Genomic DNA, 23,329 nt, shown 5'->3' on the forward strand with positions numbered 1-23,329 from the left:
TTAAATGCAGAGAAAGGGGTTTTGCCAACCAGATGTGCTTTCATTATGTATTACCTCCAGTTCCTTAGCATCGAAGCGCATACCTTTTCCCTGGTCGAGAATAATTTTGTGTATTTTATTGTTGGAAGTGGTAACCTTGATAATACTGGGATTGGGCAGCGCAAAGCCGGAAGCGGGGTAAAAGTTCTTCTCTCCGCGTGGACCGTTGATCACCCCGGTGCGCAACTGCTGTTTCACTGTATCCCAGTCTTTTTTTTGTGCATGCGGCAGCACCTCTCTCCATATCATGCCGGCCTCATAACCCATCAGGGCGTAGATATTGGCCGGCTGCTGCGCTACGCTTTCAAATGTCTTTACAAACAATTGGTTGATCTTGTTCTCATCTTCCCGCATCCATAACTGGGAAGTATATATTTCCAGGCCCACATGCTTAATGTCGTCCAGGATATCATCATAGGCCATGGTCTCATGCACCAGCAACGGTATCTTTTTATGAAAGCCGCTGGCGATCCATTGCCGGAAAAACCGTGCGCCCATGCTGCCACAGAAAATGGCATGTACATATGTAGGAGGCTCCTTTGCCAGCTCCGTGAAGAAGTTGCCCAATTCCATCCTGTAAGGATCTTTTTCATCAAAGGGCAGCACCGTGAGCTTCAGCTCCTGCGCCCCGGCCGAGGCTGCACCCTGCTGGAAGGTGCTGTTCAGGTGATAGCCGGCTTCATATATGGGCATGATCATATGCCCGCCGCTGCCAAAGGTGCTTTCCGCCCAGCGGCCCAGCGCATACTGCGACTGCCATAACTGGTGCGAGGCATAGAATACATCGGGGCTGAGGTATGGAAAATGGGGCACATATTCTCCCATATCAAAAAAGAAAGCCGGCCGCCGCTCTTTTTCAACCAGCGGTATCAAACCCGGTACAGCCTTGTAGCTGATCAGGCCGGACAGGATATCCACGCGGTTAAAAAAGAGCAGCTTACGGGCAGCGGCCTCAGAAGCGCTCATACCGCCCATCTCCGTGTATTCCTGTATAAACTGCACGGTATTTTGCCGCGCAGGGTCCAGCCCCATGCCCAGCAGCCAGCCGGTGAACAGGTGCTGTGCATAATACGGGTAAATACCGGAGTAAGGAGTCAGAAATCCAACGGTAAAAGATGGGCTCATGTACGCTATCTTGATAGTAACAGTATTAAATGTTGTTCCTTATGATCAGTTCCTGGAAGGGAAAATGCCATCCATAGCTATCTGGTAGTTCATAGCTATGTAGGGGTTCATAATGCTGAAAGGCTGGGTACCGCCGGTCAGGCCGATAGTCACATCGCCGTTTACCTTGCTGCCGCCCAGCGTAGTGGCAGTGCCCAGTGCAGCATAGCCATTGATTTGTACAGCACCGGGGCCGCTTCCTACGGTGGGCAGCGTAGCCGGAACCACCCCGGGACCCGGCGTGTTGGTAGTACCGTTGTCAGTGGTGGCAGCAGGCGCCGTGGTCAGGCCGCTGGCATCTGCCGTGTGGGTATGCGCCGGCATGTTGTTGATCAGCAGCGTGGTGTTCTCCGTGCCACCTATCTGTCCCAGTACGTAGTTGGACAGACCAGGCCCCTGTCCGATGCCAATAGGTGCACGGCCTCTCAGGTCCGGTAACGCAAAGGTAGTTTGCCCGTTACCGCCATAGGTGGTACCCAGCAGGGAAAATAACGCGGTGTTCTGTGAAATAGAAACGATCTGTCCCTGGCAAAAAGCCCAGCCCCGGATGGCAAAGTTGCCCCCAAAGATCATAATCATTGCAATGTAAGGCTCCATAGTTTAAATAATTAAGGAATAAACAATATTTATTAAGTAAAGGTTTAACCAGACGGTAATTCCCGCTAATGAGCTCCTGGAAGTTCAGATTACAAAACAGGGTACAGCACACGCTGCCGGATATCCATGGTTATTTTTCCAAAAACAGGTTCCTAAACAATACGGACAAAAGGGGCATTCAAGCTTTTCAACAATAGGGCTAAAATTGTGGAATGTTGGACAAATATATATCTTCTTTTTTTTAAAAAACAATATTTCCCTCATACGATAAACGTCCTGTCTAAAAAACCCCCTTATTATGACGGACCCGCCCCCCATTAAACCGGTTTTTCTTGCTGAAATTTGTTGGTATCAACAAAAACCTGTGATCATGCATACTACCATTCCTGCCGCTACGGACCGGCAACAACATACGGTTGTGTCTGCTGAAGAATGGGCGAGCGCCCGGCGCCGGCTCCTGGAAAAAGAGAAAGCGTTTACCCGCCTGCGTGATGAGCTGAACCGCGAGCGCCTGGAGCTGCCCTGGGAACGGGTAGAAAAAACCTACCGCTTCGAAGGCCCCCGCGGTACCGAAACCCTGGCCGACCTGTTTGACGGTCGCAGCCAGCTCATGGTATACCACTTTATGTTCGGCCCGGGCTGGGAAGAAGGCTGCCCCAGTTGCTCCTTTCTTACAGACCATATAGACGGTACCCTGGTGCACCTGGCCAACCGCGACATCACCCTGCTGCTGGTATCCCGCGCACCGCTGGGCCAGATCGAGGCCTTCAAAAAGCGCATGGGCTGGCAGGTAAAATGGGTGTCCAGCTATGGCAGCGACTTCAATTATGACTACCAGGTATCTTTCCGGGAAGAAGATAAAGCCAAAGGACAGGTGTACTATAACTACGGCCCGGCGGAGTTCATAGCGGAAGACCTGCACGGTCTCAGCGTATTCTATAAAAACGGCCAGGGGGAAGTGTTCCACACCTACTCCACTTATGGACGCGGCTGCGACATGCTGGTAGGTACCTATAACTACATGGACCTGGCGCCCAAAGGACGGGACGAAGACCAGTTGAATTTTACCATGTCCTGGGTGCGGCATCATGACCGTTATGACCAGCAATATACGGTAGACCCTGCGGCTGCCTACCAGCCGCCCAAAGCGACAGGCAGTTGCTGCCACGGGGAGGGCGGCGACTCATGACCCCGCATGGCTGCTGCGGGGCCGGATCTCACTGCTCCGCAGCCAACCGCTCCGCCTCTCCGCCGCCACAGCCCGGTATCATACGGCGCGGCATCCGCTTTATCCGCTGGATAACGCCTGGAGCCATACTGGTGCTGCTGCCCAAATGCCCCATGTGCCTGGCAGCCTGGGTAGCGCTGGGCACCGGCATAGGACTATCCCTGCCGGCTGCACGTTTCCTGCGCATCCTGCTTATTGTGCTGTGCACCGCATCCCTGGCTTACCTCCTGCTGAAACGGGTATGGCCGCTGCGGAAAAAAATAGCGGCGTTCTTTACTGCACGCTGATCTTGATCACCACTTTTTTCACCAGGGCAGGGGCGTCAATACGGATATTCGGCATGTGCAGGTCCGAAGGAAAGAAAATGGCAAAATGATTTTGCTCCAGCCGGGAGAAGAAGGCCGGCTTCTCGGCAAACAGCATGTAATCGGCCTGCTCGTCGTAGGCCCTGGAGGGCGACTGCTGCTGCAGGATATCGTGCCCGATCAGCTCTTCGCCGTGCACGATGTACTGCACATCAATATATTTTTTGTGCGATTCCATTTGTTCCTGCGCCGCGTCTACGGTCTCGTATTCATTGATGATGGCAAAGATGTCGTCGCCGTCAATGGCATACTTCCCTTTTTCCAGCGCGGCCAGGTCAGTTTGTGCGAGGTATTCAAATGCTTTGATGAATTTAGGGCCGAGGCCGTAGTACAGACAGGCATTCTCTAAGATATCCAGTATCATGGTAAATAAATGGTTCCGCAGAAAGATAATCAAGAAAACGTAAAACGTTTCCTAAAAAAAACGGGCCCACGGCGAAACGCGGGCCCGGCCTTACGCTAAGCATTCATCGTCCACATATAAGCATATCGAATGTATAAGTAAAAATATCGTTACCTGGCAAGGTGCATCACCCGCTCCTCTTCCCGCATGATCAACTGCAGCAGGAACCCTGACAGCGCCACCAGCAGGAACACCAGGTTAAACTTAAGCTGGGCCGTCCAGGTGGTAAACCCCAATAATGTTTCACAGGTACAGGGCACTTGGTAAGCACCGTTCAGCAGGAAAATGATATAACCGGCAAACACGGCCATCAACAGCAATGCCAGCGATAGCCCCAGGAAGCGGGTGCGCGGCCACATCAGCAGCGTGGCCAGTATCAGCTCCGCTGTGGGCAGCCCCCGGGCAATTGGCCCCGCAAAGGGCGCCAGTAAAGGATAGCTGCGCAACTCTTCCAGGAAAACCCGGTGGTCCAGCAACTTGATCAGCCCTGCGTGGGTGAACAGGATCACCAGCAGTAACGTAATAACCGTGACAGCAACTTTTTTCATACGGTAAAGGAATTTAAGCTATAAAACTACCTGTTAAGGCAGCGAGGTGGCGGGAGCTGTTCCAGGGAACAGGCTCCTCACCTGCTGGCTAAAGTTGGCAATACTGGAATGAACACTCTTTTTAAAGAGCCCCGCCCTGTTAATTGATCATGGAACTTACACGCTAATGGAATGATTCATGGAGGTAACGGGATCCGGACAGACCTTTTTTCGTGTACTCGGTTTATTTATGCAATGCCTTTCAGTTATTTGAGTTGTTCTCTTGTTTTGTTATTGTCCCCTGATGATGATGTAAAGGTAGGATGGCCCGGATCGCAAATAAATGATGGCGGTAGGATAAAAGGATGATTGTGGTCAGGATACCCTGTCCCCCACCCGGCTCCGGGGGACAGGGCCTGTGATGTGGATCAGTAGGTGCTTACCTGGGAAGCATTGGGCACCTGCCAGAGCTTGGAAACATTGGAAGTACTGATGTTGCGGTAGCGCACCCGCACGTTAACGCTCTCCGTGCGCACGATGTTGGTGCCGTTCCTGAAGGTACCGCCGTTAATGGTGATCACATTGGTGGACTGGCTGCTGCCGTTGGTGCGCACCACCTTGCCGAAATTATCCACCTGGAAATTGTTCAGCGTAAGGTTGCCATTGGCATTCACCTGCACCACCTTGTCGTAGGCCAGTTTGGCCACGCAGTTGGTGAGCGTTACGTTGCCCTGCGCCTTCATGGTCAGCGCGTCCTCGCCTACGTCCAGCCACTGTACATTTTCCAGGGTGGCGTTGCCGTAGGTATGCACGCCGTCGCAGCCCGGCGCGCCAATTTTTACATTACGCAGGGTAGCGCCGTTCTCCAGCCTGAATATGGGTTTCTGGCCTTCATCCTGGCTACCATCGCCCATACCGGACGCGATAATGGTGTTGCCGCCGCCGTCGTACACCTGGCCGGCAGGCACCACGATGGTGCTGGTAATGGGAATGTTGGCGGCAGCCGAAGGGCCGTCAATAGCGAGGGAAGCGGCTGCAGGAGGCGCCGGCTGCGGGCTCACTGCTTGTTCCTGTTTACAGGCAGCCATCAGCAGGGTGGCTGCTATCATCATAGCAGAAAATTGAACTGTTTTCATAACGGGTCAAATGATTTGGGTTACGGAATAAAGAATAACAAAAAAGGGTGTGAATGCCGGGTTGATCTAATGGAATGGGCTAAAGGGCTTTCAATTCATCGTTCGGAAAGCAACGTTAAACCCTTACGGCTATATTTCCAATACTCCGGAACAATTTATTTACGCAATCGATCCCGGGAACGATCGCGTAACCAACACCCTGCAGGTTTTGCCGCCTGTCAGGCTTGTTTCAGCCGCAGGAACTGTTTGCCCAGCACCTGGTACACGATCACCAGCCACAGCACCAGGCAGGGGAATACCTTGAAGGCGTAGGGCACCACAATATTCCGCTTCACCCAGGCGGTTACCAGGTCGGAATGGGAAAAGCTGCAGCCAATGAGCAGGAAAATAAAGAAGGCGTTATTCCATCTGGTGGGATACTGCAGCACGTACCAGATACAGGCTGCCGGGAAAGCAATGATATACGTGGGCGATTCCGAACTGGTGCTGAATATCACCGTAAACAGCAGCGTGGAGCACAGCAGGTACAATTGGTAATTACGGTTATCCTTCCATGCCAGCCGCAGGTAGTGCGACAGGAACAGGAAAACGGCGGGCACCAGCACCCACAGGTTATTCAGGTACCTGAGATGGAACACCCGCTGGATAAAGCCCATCACGGAAATATTCTGCAGCACAATGCCCTGCTCAAACTGGTAGTTCTTCTGGTTCTTGGCTACCAGCGCCTGCCCCCACTCCCGGTAGGTCTGTACAATATACTGCGGGGTGGAAAGCAGCATGGGCAATGCAAACAGCACGGCCGCCCAGAACAGCAGGCTGCCGATCAGCCGCCAGCGGTGATTGCTGAAAAAGAAAAAGGCCAGTCCCACCACTCCGTACAGCTTTGTCAGCGTAGCGATCACAATAAAAAAGGCCGCCCAGAAATCCTTCCCCTTCTGTATCAGCGCAAAGCTAAGGATGATACAGGCCGCTACGCTGGGATTGAACTGGAAATAACTGCTGGCCGACATCAGCTCATGGCTGGCGAATATCAGCACCAGGTTCTGCTGCAGCCGGCTAAGCGGCAACTGGCGGATGGCAAAATACAGGAAAGCCGCATTGGCGATCACCCACAGCATGGCCCCTGCAAAATCGGGCAGCAGGGCAAAGGGCGCAATGATCACGCTGAACACCGGCCCGTACATGTTCACGTCAAAATACTCCGGGTAAGCAATGTACAAAGGCTTCAACTGCCGCAGGTGCAGGTATACGTGCTTGAAAATAATATAGTTGTTGATGTTATGTTCGGCCATTTCCTTAACAGCCACTATGATGGACAGCCCAAACCATAGTAACAGGGCCAGCCACTCCTTTTCACCCAGCCAGGTGAGGGTAAAACGTTTCTTCGGTAAAATGCCGGTGCTTTTTTCCATGAGCCTTTAAAATAATGCGCTAAAATAGGGATGATCTGCAAAAAATTGCAATATATGTCGTACCCGCCCCCCCAGATTGTCGTTTCAGCACCTGTTCCAATCCTTTAATTGCCTGTAAGTTTGCATTGTATTACCTGTCATCTAAAACCTGAATAACATGAACAAACAAACCTTCCTCCAGGAATTTGACCACACCTGCTCCACCCTGCTGGAGCTGCTCTCCTCCTTTTCCCAGGAACAACTGAACACCGTACCATTTGCCGGTAGCTGGACAGCCGGGCAGGTAGGCCGGCATTTGCAGAAAGGCTCCCCTGAAGAACTGCTGTATGGCCCGGTAAGGCCCACGGAAAGACAGCCGGATGAAAAGGTGGAAGAGCTCAAAATGATCTTCCTGGATTTCGAGACCCGGCTGCAGTCCCCCGATTTTGTGCTGCCGGAAGATGTCACCTACCATAAGGAAGCCCTGGTAAGCGCGCTGCAGCATACCATTGCCCGCGTGCGCGCAGCGGTGGAGTCCCGGGACATGTCCGCTACCTGCACCGGCTTTGCGCTGCCCACCATGGGCGAGCTGACCGGCGAGGAATGGGCCATCTTCTACCTGGTGCATATCCAGCGGCACATCCAGCAGTTGAAGCGCATCTATAAGGCCATCATGGGCAAAGTATACGCCTGATCTGCGACAATCTTCCACAATTTGTACAGCCCGGCGTGCATATCTACACAGCCGGCATGCTAAGCCTGCCGGCTTTCCCTGCTGGAATGCGGTTTGATCACAGAATATCTATACATTTGATATTCATTCCAAAAACTCGCCGATGGGATCAGCCGAACAACCAGGAAAACCAGTTATTTCAAAAGGCGTCGACAGGTTTTTTAGTGATGTGCACGAGATATTCCGGTTTATCAGCCGTTTTTTCAAGGAAGTTTTTCTCCCGCCGTTTGAGCTCCGGGAATTTATCCGCCAGTGCTTTTATGTAGGCAATAAATCCCTGATGCTCATCAGCCTTACCGGCTTCATTACCGGCCTGGTGTTTACCAAGCAGTCCCGTCCCTCCCTGGCGGAGTTCGGGGCCACTTCCTGGCTGCCCTCCCTCATTTCCATTGCCATTATCCGGGCCCTGGCCCCCCTGGTGACGGCCCTGATCTGCGCCGGCAAGGTGGGCTCCAGCATCGGGGCGGAACTGGCCTCCATGAAAGTGACCGAGCAGATAGACGCCATGGAGGTATCCGCCATCAATCCTTTCAAATACCTGGTGGTGACCCGCATTATGGCCACTACCATATGCCTGCCCCTGCTGATGTGCTATACCGGTATCATCGGCCTGGCCGGCGCTTTCCTGGACGTGCACCTCAACGAGCAGACCAGCGTGCAGACCTTTATCCAGAACGCTTTTACCAATATTTCTTTCCTGGACCTGGGCGCTTCCCTGGTAAAAGCCCTGGTGTATGGCTTTACCATTGGCGTGGTGAGCTGCTACCAGGGCTTTCATGCCACCCAGGGCACGCAGGGCGTGGGCAAGGCGGCCAATGTGTCCGTGGTAATATCCATGTTCCTGATATTTATTGAAGAGGTGCTCATTGTTCAACTGGTAAATGCAATACGATGAAACCGTTCACACACGATATCGACTGGCATGAGACTGTGATCCATATCCAGGACCTGTACAAGTCCTTCGGCGATAACCATGTGCTGCAGGGCGTGCACCTGGACCTGCACCGGGGCGAGAACATCGTGGTGCTGGGCCGCTCCGGCACCGGCAAGTCCGTGCTGATAAAGATCATTGCCGGACTGCTGAAGCCCGACAGCGGCACCGTGCGCGTGCTGGGACAGGATGTGGACCAACTGGATACTGCCGGCCTGCGCGACCTGCGCCTGAAGCTGGGCTTCTGCTTCCAGCATGGCGCGCTGTACGACAGTATGACCGTATGCGAGAACCTGGCCTTCCCCCTGAAAAGGAACGAGCCGGGCATGACCCGGGCAGAGCGCGACCGGCGCATAGACCTTGTGCTGGAAGCCGTGGGCCTGGCGCATACCAAGAACCAGATGCCGGCGGAGCTGTCCGGCGGGCAGCGCAAGCGCATCGGCATCGCCCGCACGCTGATCCTGCGGCCGGAGATCATGCTGTATGATGAGCCTACCGCCGGCCTGGACCCGATCACCTGTACCGAGATCAACAACCTGATCAACGAGGTGCAGGGCCGGTTCAAGACCAGCTCCATCATCATTACGCACGACCTGACCTGCGCCAAGGCCACGGGCGACAACATTGCCGTAATGAAGGAAGGCCGCTTTATACGGCAGGGCAATTTCAATGAAGTATTCAGTGACGGGGATGAGCTGATCCGGGAGTTTTATGATTATAACTTTATTCAATAAGCTATGGAAAGTACAACTACAAGAAGGTCCGTTACGGTAGGCATATTCATTTTCCTGGGGTTGATCATTTTTGCCGTGGCCGTGCTGGTGCTGGGCGGACAGAAGAAAGCTTTTATGCAGGCGGTAGAGGTGAAGACCATCTTCCGGGATGTGGGAGGCCTCTCCAAAGGCAACAATGTATGGTATGCCGGCGTAAAAGTGGGCACCATCAAGAGTATCCGTTTCCTGGACCACCGCAAGATAGAAGTGGAGATGCATATCGATAAGTCCTACCGCCGCTTCATACACAAGGACGTGCGCGCACGCGTAAGCTCCGACGGGCTGGTGGGCAACAAGATCATTTCCCTGGGCGGCGGCACCGACCAGGCGGCGCCCATCGAGGACGGCGACGTGCTGGCCGCAGAGATCAGCATCAGCAGCGACGAGATCATGAATACGCTGCAGGTGAACAACAAGAACCTGGTGGACATTACCGCCAACCTGAAAGATATTACCGCCAACATCCGCGAGGGACAGGGCACCCTGGGCAAGCTGCTTACCGATACCGCCGTGTATGATCAACTGGCCGGCACCCTGGCCAACTTACAGCGCAGCGCCGCCAATGCGCAGCGCCTCACCAACAGCCTGGCCGGTTACACCGCACGGCTGCGCACGGAGGGCACCCTGGCCAATGAACTGGTGACAGATACCCTTGTTTTCAGTAAGCTGCGCAGCACGGCCACAGGCCTGGAGGAAGCCATGGAGCGCGCCAATGAGGCCGTAGGCAGCCTGCAGGAAGCCAGCGCCGGCATTAACCGGCAGTTGAACAGCAGCCAGTCCGCCGCCGGCGTGATCCTCCATGATACCGCTACCGCCCGCAACCTGAAGGCCACTATCCAAAACCTGGAAAGCAGCACCTACAAGCTGGATCAGAACATGGAAGCCCTCAAGCATAACTTTTTATTCCGTGGCTACTTCCGCCGCCTGGAGAAACAGCAGCGCAAGGAGCAGGAGCAGTAACGCCGCTACTTCTTGTTCTTGCTGATAACGCTGATATGTCCGTTCGTCTCCATATAGGCCTCCTTCACCTCCGCCAGGGAGCTGACGCCCTGCTCGCGCAGCAGGCTCTTTAATTCCTCCATGGTGATCAGCTCTTTCCGGAGATTAGCCCTCAGCACCTCCCCATTCCTGACCAGCGGCAAGGGCGCCGGGTGCACCAGCCGTTGGATGAACGGGAAGTAATAGCCCAGGAAATCAAGGAAATGGCTCCAGAGAATGATCACCGCTACCAGCAGGATACCGTCTGTGATGGAATGATACTCCCCGGCCATGCTGTTTTGTGCGGCATCCGCCAGCAGCACCACTACCAGCAGGTCGCTCATGGCCAGCGAGCCGGCCTCCCTTTTCAGCACCAGGCGCAGCAGGAAAAAGATGGCCAGGTAAGTAATGGAACCCCGGATGATGATCTCCAGTAACGGCGTATCGGGTACAAACATTTTTTGGAAGTCAGGATAGGCAAAGGGTCCTTTGCCTGTGTCCGGGGTGGCTGCCAGCATGATGGGGGCCTTCTTTTCAACCGGCGTAAAACTGCGGGTGGCCAGGCTTATGGAAAGCAGCAGTGCAACAACGAGTATTTTGTTCAGCATATCCACTGTTTTCCAAAACCAGTTCAATTTTTAAGCCAGCGTGATCCATACGGGGGCATGGTCGCTGCTCTTTTCCCATCCACGCACATCTTTGTCCACGCCCGCCCAGTTAAGGCGCTGGCTTAGAGCCGGGCTTAGCAGGAAATGGTCAATGCGCAGCCCGGCGTTGCGGCCAAAGGCATTGCGGAAATAATCCCAGAAGGTGTAGATCGTTTCCTCCGGGTACAGCTTGCGGATAGCGTCCGTCCAGCCCTGCCCCAACAGCCTGTGAAAGGCCTCCCGGGTTTCCGGCCTGAACAGGGCATCGTCTACCCAGCGCTCCGGTTTGTATACATCCCGCTCCGTAGGCATCACGTTATAATCACCGGTCAGTATCACCGGCTGCCCCGATGCCAGCAGCGTAGCTGCATGCTGCGTGAGCCGCTCAAACCAGCGCAGCTTGTAATCGAACTTGGGACCGGGCGCCGGGTTGCCGTTGGGCAGGTACAGGCAGCCGATCACCAGCCCGTTTACCGTAGCTTCAATATAACGGCTATGCTCGTCTTCCGGGTCGCCGGGAAGGGCGCGGCACACCTCCTGCGGCATTTCATGGCGCGACAGGATGGCTACGCCGTTCCAGCTTTTCTGGCCATGCCAGATGGCGTGATAGCCGGCGTCCTGTATGGCCTGCAGCGGGAATTTTTCCTGCGGGGCTTTCAGCTCCTGCAGGCATACTACATCGGGTTTGGACTCCTCCAGCCAGCGCAGCAGCACGGGCAGGCGGCCATTGACCCCGTTTACATTATAGGTGGCGATTTTCATCAAGATCCTTTTTCTTACTTCAAACATCCTGCTTCATCAGAACTCCAGCGGCAGCACCATTTCCTTTACCACGCCGTCCAGCCGCTCCAGCGACTGCCGCAGGGCGGCTTCCATCTTCTTTTTCTCCGTAAAGCCGAACAGGAACTGGCGCACCGGGTTTTTCTGCAGGTAGAAATCCATGGTGAGGCGGGTAGTATGGTCGCCGCTTTTTTCTACGGTGTAATACATGGAAGATTTTCTTTTTTCATCCGTTTCGCTGAACAGTATCTTTTCTTCCGGGTTGTACGCAAAACTGCTGGTATACATCATCACCTCCTGCCCGTTGTCCAGCACATGGCGGTGGCGGCTGCCCACCCCGGGGAGGAAATGCTCCACCTCGTCCACTGCTTTTACCCCCACCTGCCACTGGTGCCGGAACTCGAAATGCACCACGGTGTATACGAGCGTTTTAATGTCCACGTTGTAATCCCTTGACACGGACACCATTTTCACCTTCTCCTCCAGCTCCATGCCGGCGGGCATTTCCGGCGGTATTTCCTCTTTGAGGCGGCTCAGTTGCGTATAGTGGAAGGGGATATCCCCATTCTCCGTTTGCTTGGCGCTGCTGTTCCACTGCATCCACCGGGCCAGGCCGGCAGGCGGCTCCTGCTGCAGCAGGCGGTCTGTTACCAGCCAGTACTCATGCTGCTCAATATCGTTCTTCAGCAATTGATGGGCTACTATCACGTCTTTGCCTATCAGCTTGTTGAACTGCTTTACGTTGTAGGTGGTAAACTCGCCGTAGTGGGTGATCACCTTCAAAGTAAGGTCCACGGCGGACACACAGGCTTTACACTGGCAGATACGGCGGTGGTTGTAGGAGATCAGGTGCTGGTGGAAGGCGCAGAACATTTTCTCCACCTGTTTGTACAGGGCTTCCAGTTCCATGGGCTCGCCGAATTTGTAAAAGAGGATGGCGTCCCCTTCCACTTCGGATATCTCCAGCCCGGATTCATTGGCGTTAATGAGTATTTCCAGCAACTGTTGGATGATAAAGCGGCTATGCTCAATCTCTATTTCATTGACAAACCTGGTAAAACCGCTTATATCGGGGATAAAGAGCAGCCCTTTATGATCCATTTTTTCTTTTAAAGTTACAACTTCTGTGAAATTCCAAATCCCAAAGAAGGAAATCCCAAATTCCAAATCCCAAATTCCAAACATGAAAGAGGTGCTTCAATTAAAAGCGGTTTACTTTTAATTGAAGCATTCGTATTCCCGGTTTGGAATTTGGGATTTGGAATTTGGGATTTTACATTTTCATCATATCCTGGTAGTCCATTTTGCCGTTAGGAGTAAAAATGAAATCGTCCACCTGTTTTACCATAAAAGCGCGGGGATGCAGGCCCAGTTTTTCGCTGAGCAGTTGTTTCACCGCCGCGCTGTCCGGCGTGTCTTCCCGGAGCAGCACCAGCAGGTGCTTGTCCTCCACGCCCGTACAGGCAAAGGTCTGCCCGCCAAAAGCCTGTTTCAGTATTTGTTCCACTTCATCCAGGTTCACCCGTGTGCCGAAAAGCTTTACGAAACGTTTAAGCCTGCCCGTTATATAGTAATACCCGTCCTCATCCTGCCGGGCCATATCACCGGTGCGCAGCACCTGGCCTCCGTCAAAAAAAGCCAGGTCTGCTGCACAGGCCGCATAGCCGCCGCCTACATTGGGACCGGTATACAACAGCTCCTGCGTGGCGGGATCAATATCAAAACGGCCATTTGGTATGGGTATGCCGATGGAGCCTGTTTTACGCAGCAGGTCGGCCGGCGGGAGGTAGGCCATGCGGGCGGTAGCCTCCGTTTGCCCGTACATGATGAAGAAATCCTTTCCATGCGCAGCGGCATATTCTCCGAAAGCTTTTGCCAGCACAGCGTTCAGCTTGCCCCCGGCCTGGGTGAGGTAGCGCAGGGAGGGATATTCCTTTTTGCAGAAGCCGATACGGTAGAACATTTCATATACATAGGGCACGCCCGCCAGCGAAGTAAAGCCATAGCGCTGCAGGTCCTCCCAAAAGGCGGGCTGCAATACATCCCGGCTGGTGCACACCACCTGCCCGCCGGCCATGGAATTGGTAGTGAATACCGACAGGCCGTAGGAGTAGTACAGGGGCAGGTTTAGCGGCGTTACATCCGTTCCGCTCACCGGCAGGTAAGCCAGGATAGATAATGCGTTCTGCACCAGGTTCTCTTCGGACAGCTTCACGAATTTGGGCGACCCGGTAGTGCCGGAAGTGCTGAGCAGCAAACGGGTATCCGGGTGGATCGTATAAGCGGCCGCGTTAGTATCTTTAAACAGGCGCACCCGCTCATTGGCCTGCACTGCAGCATACCCGGCTACCGCAGGCCGGGATGGGTCATAGATGTAAGAGGGCCGGTAAATAGCTTCCAGTTGCTGCTTGTATTCCACATGCAGCGCCGGGCTGAGCAGGGCGATGGTAAAGCGGCTGTCCAGGAAGTTGAGCAGCACTTCTACCGCAGTAAGGGTATTATCGATATACAGCAGGGCCAGGCCCCGGGCGTCCTCCAGGCCCAGGGAGCCGCGCCGGTCCGCTGCGCGGAAGGACTGCCCCGTGGACGCATCGGTATACACCAGCCGGGGATTGGCTGCTATCCTTTCATACAATTGCATAAGCGTCAGTTAATGGCGATGTTGTGTTTTTTCAATACTGCTTTCACTTTGGGTACGCTGCTCATCTCCAGCACATCTTCCGTATCGATGCTGATGTTATAGGCCGCCTCCAGTTCCGTGATGAGGTAGATATGCGAAACAGAGTCCCATTCGGGGATGCCCTGGTACTCCAGTTCATCGGTAATGCTGCTGACCGGCACGGACAAGGCGGCGGCCATAATTTCCTGTAATTGTTGGGTAGTATGCATGTTGGAATGTTTTTAGGATTATACTTTTACTTTCTTCCAGGCCCCTCTTCTGAACACGATGACGCAGGCTGTAGCCAGCACCAGCTCCGATAAAAGAATGGCGATAAAGATGCCCTGCGGCCCCCAGTTGGCGCGGATGCCCAGCAGCCAGGCCAGCGGCAGTTGCGTGATGTAGAACATCAGCACGTACAGCAGGGTGACCACGTGCACGGCGCCGGCCGCATTCAGCGAGCGGGAAATGACCATGGTGTAGCCGAAAAAGAAATAGGCAATGGCCATGTACCGCAGGTACAGCGTAGCGTTTTGCGCCACCGCCATCTCGCGGGTGAACAGGTGCACCACGCTTTCCCCGAAGCAGAGCAGCACCAGCGCAATGGAGCCGAGGAAACACATGTTGAACGCGCCTGTTTTCCAGACGGATTGCTCCGCCCTTTCCGGTTGCCCGGCGCCCAGGTTCTGCCCGGTGAGCACGCCGGCCGCATTGGCGATACCCCAGGCCGGCAGCACGGTGAACATGATGATGCGGTTGGCCACGATATAGCCGGCCAGCGCGCTTTCCCCGAGCCTGGATACAATGATGATCATCAGGAAACGGCTGGAGGAAGGCACCAGGTATTGCACCGTACCGGAAGCCGCCAGCCTGAACAGCCTTTTGATCACCGCCCAGGCAGGCAGGAACTGCGCCCTGCCGATGCTGATCCGGCTTTCCATTTTACTGAAATACCAGCACTGGTAGCTCACGCCCGCCAGGTTGGCCACGCCCGTGGCAATGGCCGCACCGGTTAAGCCCAGGGCCGGTACTGGTCCCAGGCCGAAGATCAGCACGGCGCACAGCACCGCGTTAATGGCATTGGACAGCAGCAGCGTGCGCATGGCCATGGCAGCGTTGCCCGCACCGCGGAACACGCCGTTCATCAGCACCCGCAGGATCATCAGCACAATGCTGCCGAACATGATGCGGGAAAAGAGATGTCCCTCCGTTACGAGCGCCGCATCGGCGCCGGCCAGTTGCAGGATGTTCCGGTTGAACAACACGGACAATACGCTGAACAATACGGCAATGCTAAGGCCCAGGTAAATGGCCTGTACGGCCGCCTGCCCGGCCTCCCGCGGACGCTGCTCCCCTACCCGCCTGGCGATGATGGCCGTAGCGGCAATGCTCAGCCCCATGGCAATGGAATGGAAAATAATGATCACGGAATTGACAATGCCTACAATGGTAATGGCCCTTTCGCCCAGGCTGCTCACAAATAACAGGTCCACCACCACGAACAGCGCTTCCATGGACAGCTCCAGCATGGAAGGCACGGACAGCAGGAAGGTGGCCCTGTTCACGCTGCCGGAAGTAAAGTCCTTTTCCGTACCGGCAATGGCGCTTCTGAATAAAGTAAAAAAAGTGTTTACAGTTTTCATGTGTTAAAATGTGCGGATGTGCAGATATGCAGATGTGCAGATGTTGGTGCGGTTGCTTACATTGATCCATTCCCTTCACTTGCATATTCGCACATCTGCACATCTGCACATTCAAACGTTTGATACGCGATACGCTTTTCAATCTTATACACCTCCCTGCCTGCTACGGCGTTAATGATCCAGGAATTGCGGTAGGCGCCCATGCCCAGGTCCGGCGTCACAAAGCCGTGGGTGTGCAGCTCCGCGTTCTGCACAAAGATCTCGCCCGCGTTGATGTCAATGGTATAATTGCGGTGCACGTCCAACTGCCCGTCCGCATGGCGGCGGATGCGGTCCTCCAGGCCGGACAGGAAGGCCGGCTCGTTATACTTGTAGCCCGTGGCCAGCATCACGGCAGGCGACTGGTGCGCGAAGTCCTGCTGCTGCTGTACCTGCGTAAAGTCCAGGGACAGGCCATGCAGCGCATCCGGGCGGATGGCCTTCAGCTCGCAGTTGGCGCGCATCTGCACATTCACCGGCTGGCCGCCGACGCTCATTTCATACAGGGTATCGAAAATATCGTTGATCAGGTCGTAGTTGATGCCTTTGAAAAGGGCGTTCTGCGCGGACAGTATTTTCCGGCGGCGCTCCGGCGGCATGTTGTAAAAATAATCCACGTACTCCGGCGAGGTCAGCTCCAGCGTGAGCTTGGAGTACTCCATGGGAAAGAACCGGTCGGAGCGGGTAAACCAGTGCAGGCGGAAGCCCTGCCGGGTTTCCGGCAGCAGGTCATGGCATACTTCTGCCGCACTTTGCCCGGAGCCGATAATGGTGAGGGCGCCCCTTTCCAGGATGTCCGCCTTGTTGGGCAGGTACTCGGAAGTGTGGAACACGCCCGGCAGCGCGGCCTTGTCAATAAAGCCGGGTATGTGCGGCTGCGTACCGGTGCCCAGCACCAGCCTTTCCGCGTAGTAGACGGCGGTTTGCCGGGTACGGCGGTCCAGCACCGTTACTTCGTACAGGCCATCCCGGTAGGCCACCGCCGTTACCTTGTGCGCAAAGCGGCAACTGTCCAGTTGCTGCACGGCCCACTGGCAGTACACGTTGTACTCGCGGCGCAGCATGTAAAAGCTTTCGCGGATAAAGAAGGGATACAGGCGCCCGGTCTGCTTCAGGAAGTTGAGGAAGCTGAAGCGGCTGGTAGGGTCCGCCATGGTCACCAGGTCGGTACCCATAAAAGGTGTTTGCAGGGTAGCGTTGCCCAGCATCAGGCCGGGGTGCCAGTCAAACCCGTCGGCCTGGTCAAAGAAGACGGCCTTTACGGTGCTTACGGGCTGCAGCAAGGCGGCCAGGCCCAGGTTAAAGGGGCCGATGCCGATGCCGATCAGGTGATATACTTGTTTGTTATGGTTCATTTTTAATCTTGTTTTAGGTTTTGAGCGGTTGTAAGCTGGTCGTGTACCTCGCGGCTTTCCGGGAACCTGGCCCAGTACCATTCCCGGTAGCAGAAATTGAGGTTGGCTTTTTTATGCGGCAGGGCGATCACCTTTTCCACGCGGAAACCTACATGGGCCTTGTTCATCATGGCAGCCAGGGACTCCACGGAGCCTTCGCCCACCATCTTGCCCACCTGGGGCTGCGCAAATACAAAGTCCAGCATGCTGCGGGTGGAAGGGGAAGCAAATTTCTGCTTCGGGTCCACCGGCGCAATGAACTGGTGCGTGCCATAATCCGTGGGCAGCGCGGGGTAGTAATCGCAGAGCATATCCCGCACCACCCAATACACTTCAAAATTATAGGTGGGCGTGCCGTTTACCTGGCCAATGTAGCTGTGCGCCGCCCTGCCGGGCAGCATGGTGCGGTAGTAGGTTTCCAGCTCCCGGAGCGACCAGTCCATTTTCCATATCTTCCGGGCATGTTCGCGGTGAAACCATTCATGCACCATTTCCAGGTCGCGGTCTATGTCAAAGGGGCGGATGCTGACCTCCACCGCTTCTTTAGGGAAATAGCGGCGATATACCACCTCTTTTCCCGCCGGGTGAATGAGCGCTTTGGAAAACCAGCGCAGGTGCAGCGGGTTGGGATACGCCCGGTATACCGGCCCACCCGGCCCGGGCGGCAGCAGCCGGCTGGGAATACGAAGCCGGTTGCTGTGCAGCAGCTCCTGTACCGGCCCTGGTAAATGCGCCGCATCCGTTGCTTCCAGTACGGCATAGGCCTGCCGGAACAGCGCCGTTTCTTCCGCCATGCCTGCACGGCCCAGCGCGCCCACTACGGGCAACAGGTGCTGCAGCAGCCAGTGGCCGGCGCTTTCCGTTTGCGCTCCCGCGGTCAGAGCCTGCACGCTTTGCTGCAGGTATTGCGCAAACCAGGCCTCCACGGCGGCCGGGGTATCGCCTGCTTCCGTGCGCACGCGTTGGGCAATGCCGGGCAATGCCGCCTCCACGGGCTCCGCGCCGGCCCCACCCTGCAGCAGGTGCTGCCGGATGGCAACCGGGTCTGCTGCAGGTAGCTCCGCAGCGGCATATTGCGCGATGATGTCCGCGAAACGGCGTGCATCGATCTCCGTTATTTCATCCGTAGACAGTTCCCTCACGGCGGCCGGGAAGCGGAAAGTATGAAAACCGCTTTCCGAAAAACAGTGCAGGGGCGCCCATAGCTCCAGCCCGATGGCGGCGCAGTCAATACGCAGCAGCCGGGAATGCCCGCTGCTGATCATCCACGCCGCCAGCGCGGTATCGTAACGCGGTACGCCTTCGTACAGGCTCCAGTTGCCGAACTCGCGGCAGTAGTGCTGCAGCAGCGCTGTAAAGGTGGCGGTCTGCTGGTTGTTTGAATAAGTAGTTGTGATCATCTGTTACCTGGTTTAAATGCCTGTTGCCGGGCGGCCTGCGCCTGCCAGGCACGGATCTCGGCCAGGGCCAGTTGCACGCGCAATGCGCCAAATTCCCTGCCTAGCGCCGCGGTGGCGGCGCGCGGATCGCCGGATACGCCGGCGGCGTTCAGCGGGCCGTTACCGCCGTGGGTGGTATCGCCGGCGGCAAACAAAGCGGGGCGTACCGCATCCGGCGCTGCGGCCATGGTTTCCGCCGTATCCCAGAGGCCGCCATGCCCGCCGGGCACCTGCTTTTCTGCGGCCAGCCGGCTTTCTATCTGCTTCCTGGCCCTGGCATAGCCATCGCTGCAAAAGAGCACGCGCACGCCGCTGCCCTGCAGGGCGCTATCCAGCCGCGCTGCCAGCCGCTGTAAGGGCTGCTGGCTGTTGTAGTGATCGCTCAGCAGCACGATGTGGCGGAAGCCGGCTGCCGCCAGGCTGCGGGCCACTTCTTCGTTCACGGCATAAAAAGTCTCGTCACTCAGGGTGATGGTGCCGGGAAAGCGCTGCAGCACCGGGCTGTTGGGCGCAAAGGGCAGCACCGGCGCTACCAGTGCGCCCAGGCTGTCCGCTAGCTGCGCAGCGTACTGCCGTACCCGGTAGTTGTGCTTGCCCAGCGCCAGGTGCGGACCGGACGCCTCGGTGCCGCCGCTGAACACCAGCACCGTTTCCGCGCCGGCCCGGATGCGGGCCTGTAGCTCCTGTGAGGTCATTTCCTCCAGGAACACCGTGGGCGGCGCCTGCTGCGCCAGACCGCGCAGGCCGCAGCACAGGAATGTGATGATGAAAAGATACCTGCTCATAAAAACGTTTATGCTTCCACGTGGGCAGGCGCTATCCTGCTCCTGTACGCGGCAACGGGATTCTGTAATATGCCCACGGACGGCACTGCAAAAGGATTGGAGCGGTCCCGGAGCTGTTTGTTATTGCTGATCTGCAGACGGTTCAGCGCATCGGTGCTGATGGTGGGCGCAAACAGGTCGTAGCGCTCCATCTTTTCCGCCAGTTGCGGATGCTCCTGCCGGTAGCGGTGTATGCAGGCGGCCACCAGTTCCCAGAAGCGCGCTTCGGGATAACCTTCCTGTTCCTCCAGGATGGCGGCGATGAAGCGGAAGATGCCGTCAAACACCTGGGTGAACAGGGGCCGCGTACGCGCCTCCTCCGTTACATTGGCCAGCAGCCTGCGGGCCGCTTCCGGCATGTCTGTATCCGGGTTCAGCACAGATACCTCCTCCCCTATGTCCTTCATAATGGCCCTTACCGGCGCATAGTTGTCCAGCACCAGTATCAGGTTCTCGCCATGCGGCATGAACACCATGTCATACTGGTAAAAGCAGTGCAGCAGCGGGCTTAGGTAGCAGTGGAAATAGCGCGCCAGCCATTCATCCGTGCTTAAGCCGGACAGGCGGACCAGCTCCGGCAGCAGGGCTTTGCCTTCCGTGTCCACATGCAGCAGGGCCGCCATGGTCATGAGGCGCTGTCCCGGCTGTACCCTGGACAGCGGGCTTTCCCGCCAGAGCGCGGCCAGCATTTTTTTATAAGGGCTGTCCGTTTTCACCGCCGTCTCAAAGTGCTGGTGCGTGTAGGCCGTGGTGGCTATTTCCCGCAGGGTGCAAAAACCGGTGGACTGCAGGTAGGCATCCTGTTCCACCAGCCCGTGCACCCATTCGTTGATCACCGGCGTGGTGCGCATGAAATAGGGTGAAAGGCCGCGCATGTAGCCCATGTTCAGGATGGACAGCGCTGTTTTCACATAGAATTTCTGCGGGTTGTCTGTATTAAAAAAAGTGCGGATGGATTGCTGCGGCAGGTAAGCGTCTGCTCCATAGCCCAGGAACACCAGGCGGCCTGCTGCAATATCCGGCGCAAAGATGCCGGCCAGCTTGTTGTACCACTGCCAGGGATGCACGGGCATAAAAAAATACGCTGCCGGGTCCAGTCCCTTTTCCTGTAGTAGCTGCCGGAAAGCCGCTACCGTGGCGGCGCCCAGCTCCTGCTCCATTACGGCATTGCAGGTCAGCGTATCTGCGCAGGTAAATTCCGTACAACTGCGGTGCCCGGCCAGCCAGGCCAGTTGCAAAGGTGTGGCTGCTTCCGGCGCAAAAGCGCGGTAGTCTGTAGCGTCAAAGCCTATACGGCCATTGTTGGCAATAAAGCGGGGATGCCCCGTCATGGCATGCTCTATTTCCTGGTAGCCGGCCTGCGCCAGGTAAGCGGCGGAAGGCCCTTCCTGCGCCTGTATATAAGCGCTGCCATACAGCGTGCTGCACACTTCTTCCATGTACTGGGGCAGCAGCTCCGGGGCAATGCCCAACTGGTCACTGAATTCCGTAATGAAAGCCAGGGAGTCCAGGGGCGCGGGGCGGCCCTGCGCCCGCTTTTCAATGGAGCCGGCATCAATGTACCAGTGGTGCAGGTGCAGGATGCGCGCGCGGAAATGATAGCTGGTATCCGCCGTGCCGGCGGCCAGCACATAATGGCCCCAGCCGTCTGCCGTTTCCTGCAGCGCCGGCTGTATGATCTGCTCATGGGCAAACTCCGCGAGTATTTTGCGGAGGTGCAGGCGGTTCACCCTGGCCCATACGGCGGGCTGCAGGTGCGCCACGGCTTCCTGCGGGGATACCGGGTTAAATGTTTGCATCGGTGAATGATTTGGTGATGGCCTTGCGCTTTGGTTTAAACGCTGCCAGCGGGTTCCTGAAAGTGCCGGCATACTGCTGGCTTTTAAAAGGATTGTTCGGTTCTATCATGCGCTGGTTGTTGCGGATCTGCAGGCGGTTCAGGCAGGTCTTTACAATCTCCTCCGCAAACAGGTCGCAGCGGCGGAACTTGTCCTCCAGCTCCGGGTGCGCCTCCTGGTACTCCTGTATGCAGGCTGCCGCCAGCTCCCAGAAACGGGCTTCGGGGTACTGGTCATGCTCCACCAGGATATGCGATAGAAAGCGGAAGAAGCAGTCGAATATCTGGGTGAAGATGGAGAGGATCTTCCGTTCTTCCGGCACGGGTATGATGATGCGTTTCACGGCTTCGGGCAGGTCTGCTTCGCCGTTCACGATGGCTATTTCCTCTGCAATGTCCTTCATGATGGCCTTTACCGGTACATTGTTCTCCAGCACCAGTATCACGTTCTCGCCATGGGGCATAAAGCGCAGGTCATATTGATAGAAGCAGTGCAGCAGCGGGCTGAGGTAGCAGCGCAGGTATTGCTGCAGCCAGGCCGTGGTGTCCAGCCCGGAAGAACGGATCAGCGCGGGCAGCAGGGCGTTCCCCTCCGCATCAATGTGCAGCAGGGCGGCCATGGTCATGAGCCGCTGCCCGGGCTGCAGTTTGGCCACCGGGCTTTCCCGCCACAGCATGGACAACATTTTCTTATAGGCGCTTTCCGTTTTTACGGCCTGCTCAAAATAATGGTTCGTATAGCCGATGGTGGCTATTTCGCGCAGCATGGTAAAGCCCCGCTCCTGCAGCCAGGCGTCTCCTTCCAGCAGTTGGCTCAGCCATTCGTTGATGGGCGGCGTGCTGCGCATGTACTGGGGCGACAGGCCGCGCATAAAGCCCATGTTCAGGATGGAGAGGGCGGACTTTACATAGCAGCGCTCCGGGCGGCTCACGTTAAAGAGGGTACGAACGGATTGCTGGGGCAGGTAGGCGTCCTTCCCGTATCCCAGGCATACGAGGTGCCGGGCTGCAATATCCGGTGCAAAAGCGCTGGCCAGCTTGTTATACCACTGCCAGGGATGCACGGGCATATACAGGTAATCCTCCGGGGCCAGCCCCTGCTCCCGCAGTGTGGCATGGAAGGCGTCCAGGGTATCCGGGTCCAGCTCCTGCGCCATCACCTGTTCATAATCCAGTGGCGCGATGCCGGTAAACACCGTGCGGTCTTTACGGCCGGCCAGCCAGACCACGGCAAAGGGTTGCGCGGCTTCAGGGGCGTAGCGGCGGTAATCGTCCGCATCATAGCCAATGCGGCCGTTATTGGCTACAAAGCAGGGATGCCCGGCCATCATGGCCTGCTCCACTTCCTGGTAGCCGGCCTGTGTGAGCGCTTCCGCGCTGGCAGTATTGTAAGTGTGCATGTAAGCGCTGCCGTACAGGGTGCTGATCACTTCTTCCAGGTAAGTGGGCAGCAGCAGGGGATCAAATTCCAGTTGCCCGCTGAATTCCATGATAAAGCGCACGGAGTCCAGCTCCTCCGCCTGCCCGTCTGCGGTCTTTTCAATGGATGCCGTATCTATGTACCAATGGTCCAGGGCCAGCAGCCGGGCTTTGAAGCGGTATTGCACGCGCCCGCCTTCCGGCTCCAGGAGGTAATGGCCCCAGTCGCCGCGGCTGTATTCCAGCCGGGGCGTAATGAGCAGCTCGTGGGCAAATTCCGCGATGATCTTTCGTATATGCAGGCGGTTTACCCTGGCCCATGTTTGCGGCTGCAGGTGGGCCACGGCCGCTTCGGGCGATATCTTAACAGGTGTGGATGGCAT

Annotated in this window: 23 protein-coding genes; 6 read left to right on the forward strand and 17 right to left on the reverse strand. The window is 56.3% G+C overall.

Going from position 1 to position 23,329, the window contains the following annotated elements; all coding sequences use genetic code 11:
- Together LX66_RS19670 and LX66_RS19675 are read right to left on the reverse strand one after the other, a co-directional pair.
- The gene (locus LX66_RS19670) at window positions 1–1,164 is read right to left on the reverse strand and encodes an ABC transporter substrate-binding protein (protein ID WP_145716730.1); all 1,164 of its coding nucleotides are present in this window, start codon (window positions 1,162–1,164) and stop codon (window positions 1–3) included.
- Between the two features lie 45 nt (window positions 1,165–1,209).
- Window positions 1,210–1,776 (reverse strand): phage tail protein, encoded by a 567-nt coding sequence (locus LX66_RS19675; protein ID WP_244620462.1) that lies wholly within the window; start codon window positions 1,774–1,776, stop codon window positions 1,210–1,212.
- A gap of 394 nt (window positions 1,777–2,170) precedes the next feature.
- Here LX66_RS19675 and LX66_RS19680 point away from each other — a divergent pair, with 394 nt between their 5' ends.
- Together LX66_RS19680 and LX66_RS19685 are read left to right on the forward strand one after the other, a co-directional pair.
- Window positions 2,171–2,989: a DUF899 domain-containing protein gene (locus tag LX66_RS19680; protein ID WP_145716734.1), complete on the forward strand. Its 819-nt coding sequence runs from the start codon at window positions 2,171–2,173 to the stop codon at window positions 2,987–2,989.
- Window positions 2,959–3,315 carry a hypothetical protein gene (locus LX66_RS19685; RefSeq protein WP_145716736.1) on the forward strand — a complete coding sequence of 119 codons (357 nt, stop codon included), beginning with the start codon at window positions 2,959–2,961 and terminating at the stop codon, window positions 3,313–3,315. The genes LX66_RS19680 and LX66_RS19685 overlap by 31 nt, the downstream gene beginning before the upstream one ends.
- On the opposite strand, the gene LX66_RS19690 is transcribed toward LX66_RS19685, so the two are convergent.
- From LX66_RS19690 to LX66_RS19705, 4 genes are all read right to left on the reverse strand, one after another.
- On the reverse strand, window positions 3,302–3,757 hold the full coding sequence (locus LX66_RS19690) for a YhcH/YjgK/YiaL family protein (protein WP_145716738.1): 456 nt from the start codon (window positions 3,755–3,757) through the stop codon (window positions 3,302–3,304). The two genes, LX66_RS19685 and LX66_RS19690, sit on opposite strands and share 14 nt — an antisense overlap.
- A 149-nt stretch (window positions 3,758–3,906) precedes the next feature.
- Entirely contained in the window at window positions 3,907–4,344 is a 438-nt protein-coding gene (locus tag LX66_RS19695; RefSeq protein ID WP_145716740.1) for a MauE/DoxX family redox-associated membrane protein, read from the reverse strand.
- Window positions 4,345–4,751: 407 nt separating this feature from the next.
- Complete coding sequence (locus LX66_RS19700; RefSeq protein WP_211366395.1) at window positions 4,752–5,459, reverse strand: pectate lyase; 708 nt, start codon at window positions 5,457–5,459, stop codon at window positions 4,752–4,754.
- A 218-nt stretch (window positions 5,460–5,677) separates the two neighbouring features.
- On the reverse strand, window positions 5,678–6,871 hold the full coding sequence (locus LX66_RS19705) for a glycosyltransferase family 87 protein (RefSeq protein ID WP_145716742.1): 1,194 nt from the start codon (window positions 6,869–6,871) through the stop codon (window positions 5,678–5,680).
- Between the two features lie 157 nt (window positions 6,872–7,028).
- On the opposite strand from LX66_RS19705, the gene LX66_RS19710 reads away from it, so the two are divergent.
- From LX66_RS19710 to LX66_RS19725, 4 genes are all read left to right on the forward strand, one after another.
- Window positions 7,029–7,544, forward strand: a complete 516-nt coding sequence (locus tag LX66_RS19710; RefSeq protein WP_145716744.1) for a DinB family protein — start codon at window positions 7,029–7,031, stop codon at window positions 7,542–7,544.
- A 142-nt stretch (window positions 7,545–7,686) separates the two neighbouring features.
- A complete protein-coding gene (locus LX66_RS19715) occupies window positions 7,687–8,478 on the forward strand; it encodes an MlaE family ABC transporter permease (protein ID WP_145716746.1) in 792 nt (263 codons plus the stop codon).
- The gene (locus LX66_RS19720) at window positions 8,475–9,248 is read left to right on the forward strand and encodes an ABC transporter ATP-binding protein (RefSeq protein ID WP_145716748.1); all 774 of its coding nucleotides are present in this window, start codon (window positions 8,475–8,477) and stop codon (window positions 9,246–9,248) included. Before LX66_RS19715 ends, LX66_RS19720 begins: the two co-directional genes overlap by 4 nt.
- 3 nt (window positions 9,249–9,251) lie before the next feature.
- The gene (locus tag LX66_RS19725; RefSeq protein WP_145716750.1) at window positions 9,252–10,247 is read left to right on the forward strand and encodes an MlaD family protein; all 996 of its coding nucleotides are present in this window, start codon (window positions 9,252–9,254) and stop codon (window positions 10,245–10,247) included.
- A 5-nt stretch (window positions 10,248–10,252) separates the two neighbouring features.
- On the opposite strand, the gene LX66_RS19730 is transcribed toward LX66_RS19725, so the two are convergent.
- The 11 genes from LX66_RS19730 to LX66_RS19780 all read right to left on the reverse strand — a co-directional run bounded on the left by LX66_RS19730 (window position 10,253) and on the right by LX66_RS19780 (window position 23,329).
- Complete coding sequence (locus LX66_RS19730) at window positions 10,253–10,873, reverse strand: DUF421 domain-containing protein (RefSeq protein WP_211366399.1); 621 nt, start codon at window positions 10,871–10,873, stop codon at window positions 10,253–10,255.
- 30 nt (window positions 10,874–10,903) lie between these two features.
- Window positions 10,904–11,674 carry an exodeoxyribonuclease III gene (gene xth / locus LX66_RS19735; protein ID WP_145716752.1) on the reverse strand — a complete coding sequence of 257 codons (771 nt, stop codon included), beginning with the start codon at window positions 11,672–11,674 and terminating at the stop codon, window positions 10,904–10,906.
- A 36-nt stretch (window positions 11,675–11,710) separates the two neighbouring features.
- The gene (locus tag LX66_RS19740; protein WP_145716753.1) at window positions 11,711–12,793 is read right to left on the reverse strand and encodes a DUF2652 domain-containing protein; all 1,083 of its coding nucleotides are present in this window, start codon (window positions 12,791–12,793) and stop codon (window positions 11,711–11,713) included.
- Window positions 12,794–12,965: 172 nt separating this feature from the next.
- Window positions 12,966–14,333, reverse strand: coding sequence for an AMP-binding protein (locus LX66_RS19745; RefSeq protein ID WP_145716755.1), 1,368 nt, complete (start codon window positions 14,331–14,333; stop codon window positions 12,966–12,968).
- 5 nt (window positions 14,334–14,338) lie between these two features.
- Entirely contained in the window at window positions 14,339–14,581 is a 243-nt protein-coding gene (locus LX66_RS19750; RefSeq protein WP_145716757.1) for an acyl carrier protein, read from the reverse strand.
- A gap of 18 nt (window positions 14,582–14,599) precedes the next feature.
- Window positions 14,600–15,994 carry an MATE family efflux transporter gene (locus tag LX66_RS19755; RefSeq protein ID WP_145716759.1) on the reverse strand — a complete coding sequence of 465 codons (1,395 nt, stop codon included), beginning with the start codon at window positions 15,992–15,994 and terminating at the stop codon, window positions 14,600–14,602.
- Between the two features lie 56 nt (window positions 15,995–16,050).
- On the reverse strand, window positions 16,051–17,388 hold the full coding sequence (locus LX66_RS19760) for a lysine N(6)-hydroxylase/L-ornithine N(5)-oxygenase family protein (RefSeq protein WP_145716761.1): 1,338 nt from the start codon (window positions 17,386–17,388) through the stop codon (window positions 16,051–16,053).
- Window positions 17,389–17,390: 2 nt separating this feature from the next.
- The gene (locus LX66_RS19765; RefSeq protein WP_145716763.1) at window positions 17,391–18,827 is read right to left on the reverse strand and encodes a GNAT family N-acetyltransferase; all 1,437 of its coding nucleotides are present in this window, start codon (window positions 18,825–18,827) and stop codon (window positions 17,391–17,393) included.
- Window positions 18,824–19,651, reverse strand: a complete 828-nt coding sequence (locus LX66_RS19770; protein WP_145716765.1) for a creatininase family protein — start codon at window positions 19,649–19,651, stop codon at window positions 18,824–18,826. Before LX66_RS19770 ends, LX66_RS19765 begins: the two co-directional genes overlap by 4 nt.
- Window positions 19,652–19,659: 8 nt before the next feature.
- Window positions 19,660–21,489 carry an IucA/IucC family protein gene (locus tag LX66_RS19775; RefSeq protein WP_145716767.1) on the reverse strand — a complete coding sequence of 610 codons (1,830 nt, stop codon included), beginning with the start codon at window positions 21,487–21,489 and terminating at the stop codon, window positions 19,660–19,662.
- Window positions 21,476–23,329 (reverse strand): IucA/IucC family protein, encoded by a 1,854-nt coding sequence (locus LX66_RS19780; RefSeq protein WP_145716769.1) that lies wholly within the window; start codon window positions 23,327–23,329, stop codon window positions 21,476–21,478. The genes LX66_RS19775 and LX66_RS19780 overlap by 14 nt, the downstream gene beginning before the upstream one ends.

The organism is Chitinophaga japonensis (assembly GCF_007830125.1).
GTDB classification, from domain to species: Bacteria; Bacteroidota; Bacteroidia; order Chitinophagales; family Chitinophagaceae; genus Chitinophaga; species Chitinophaga japonensis.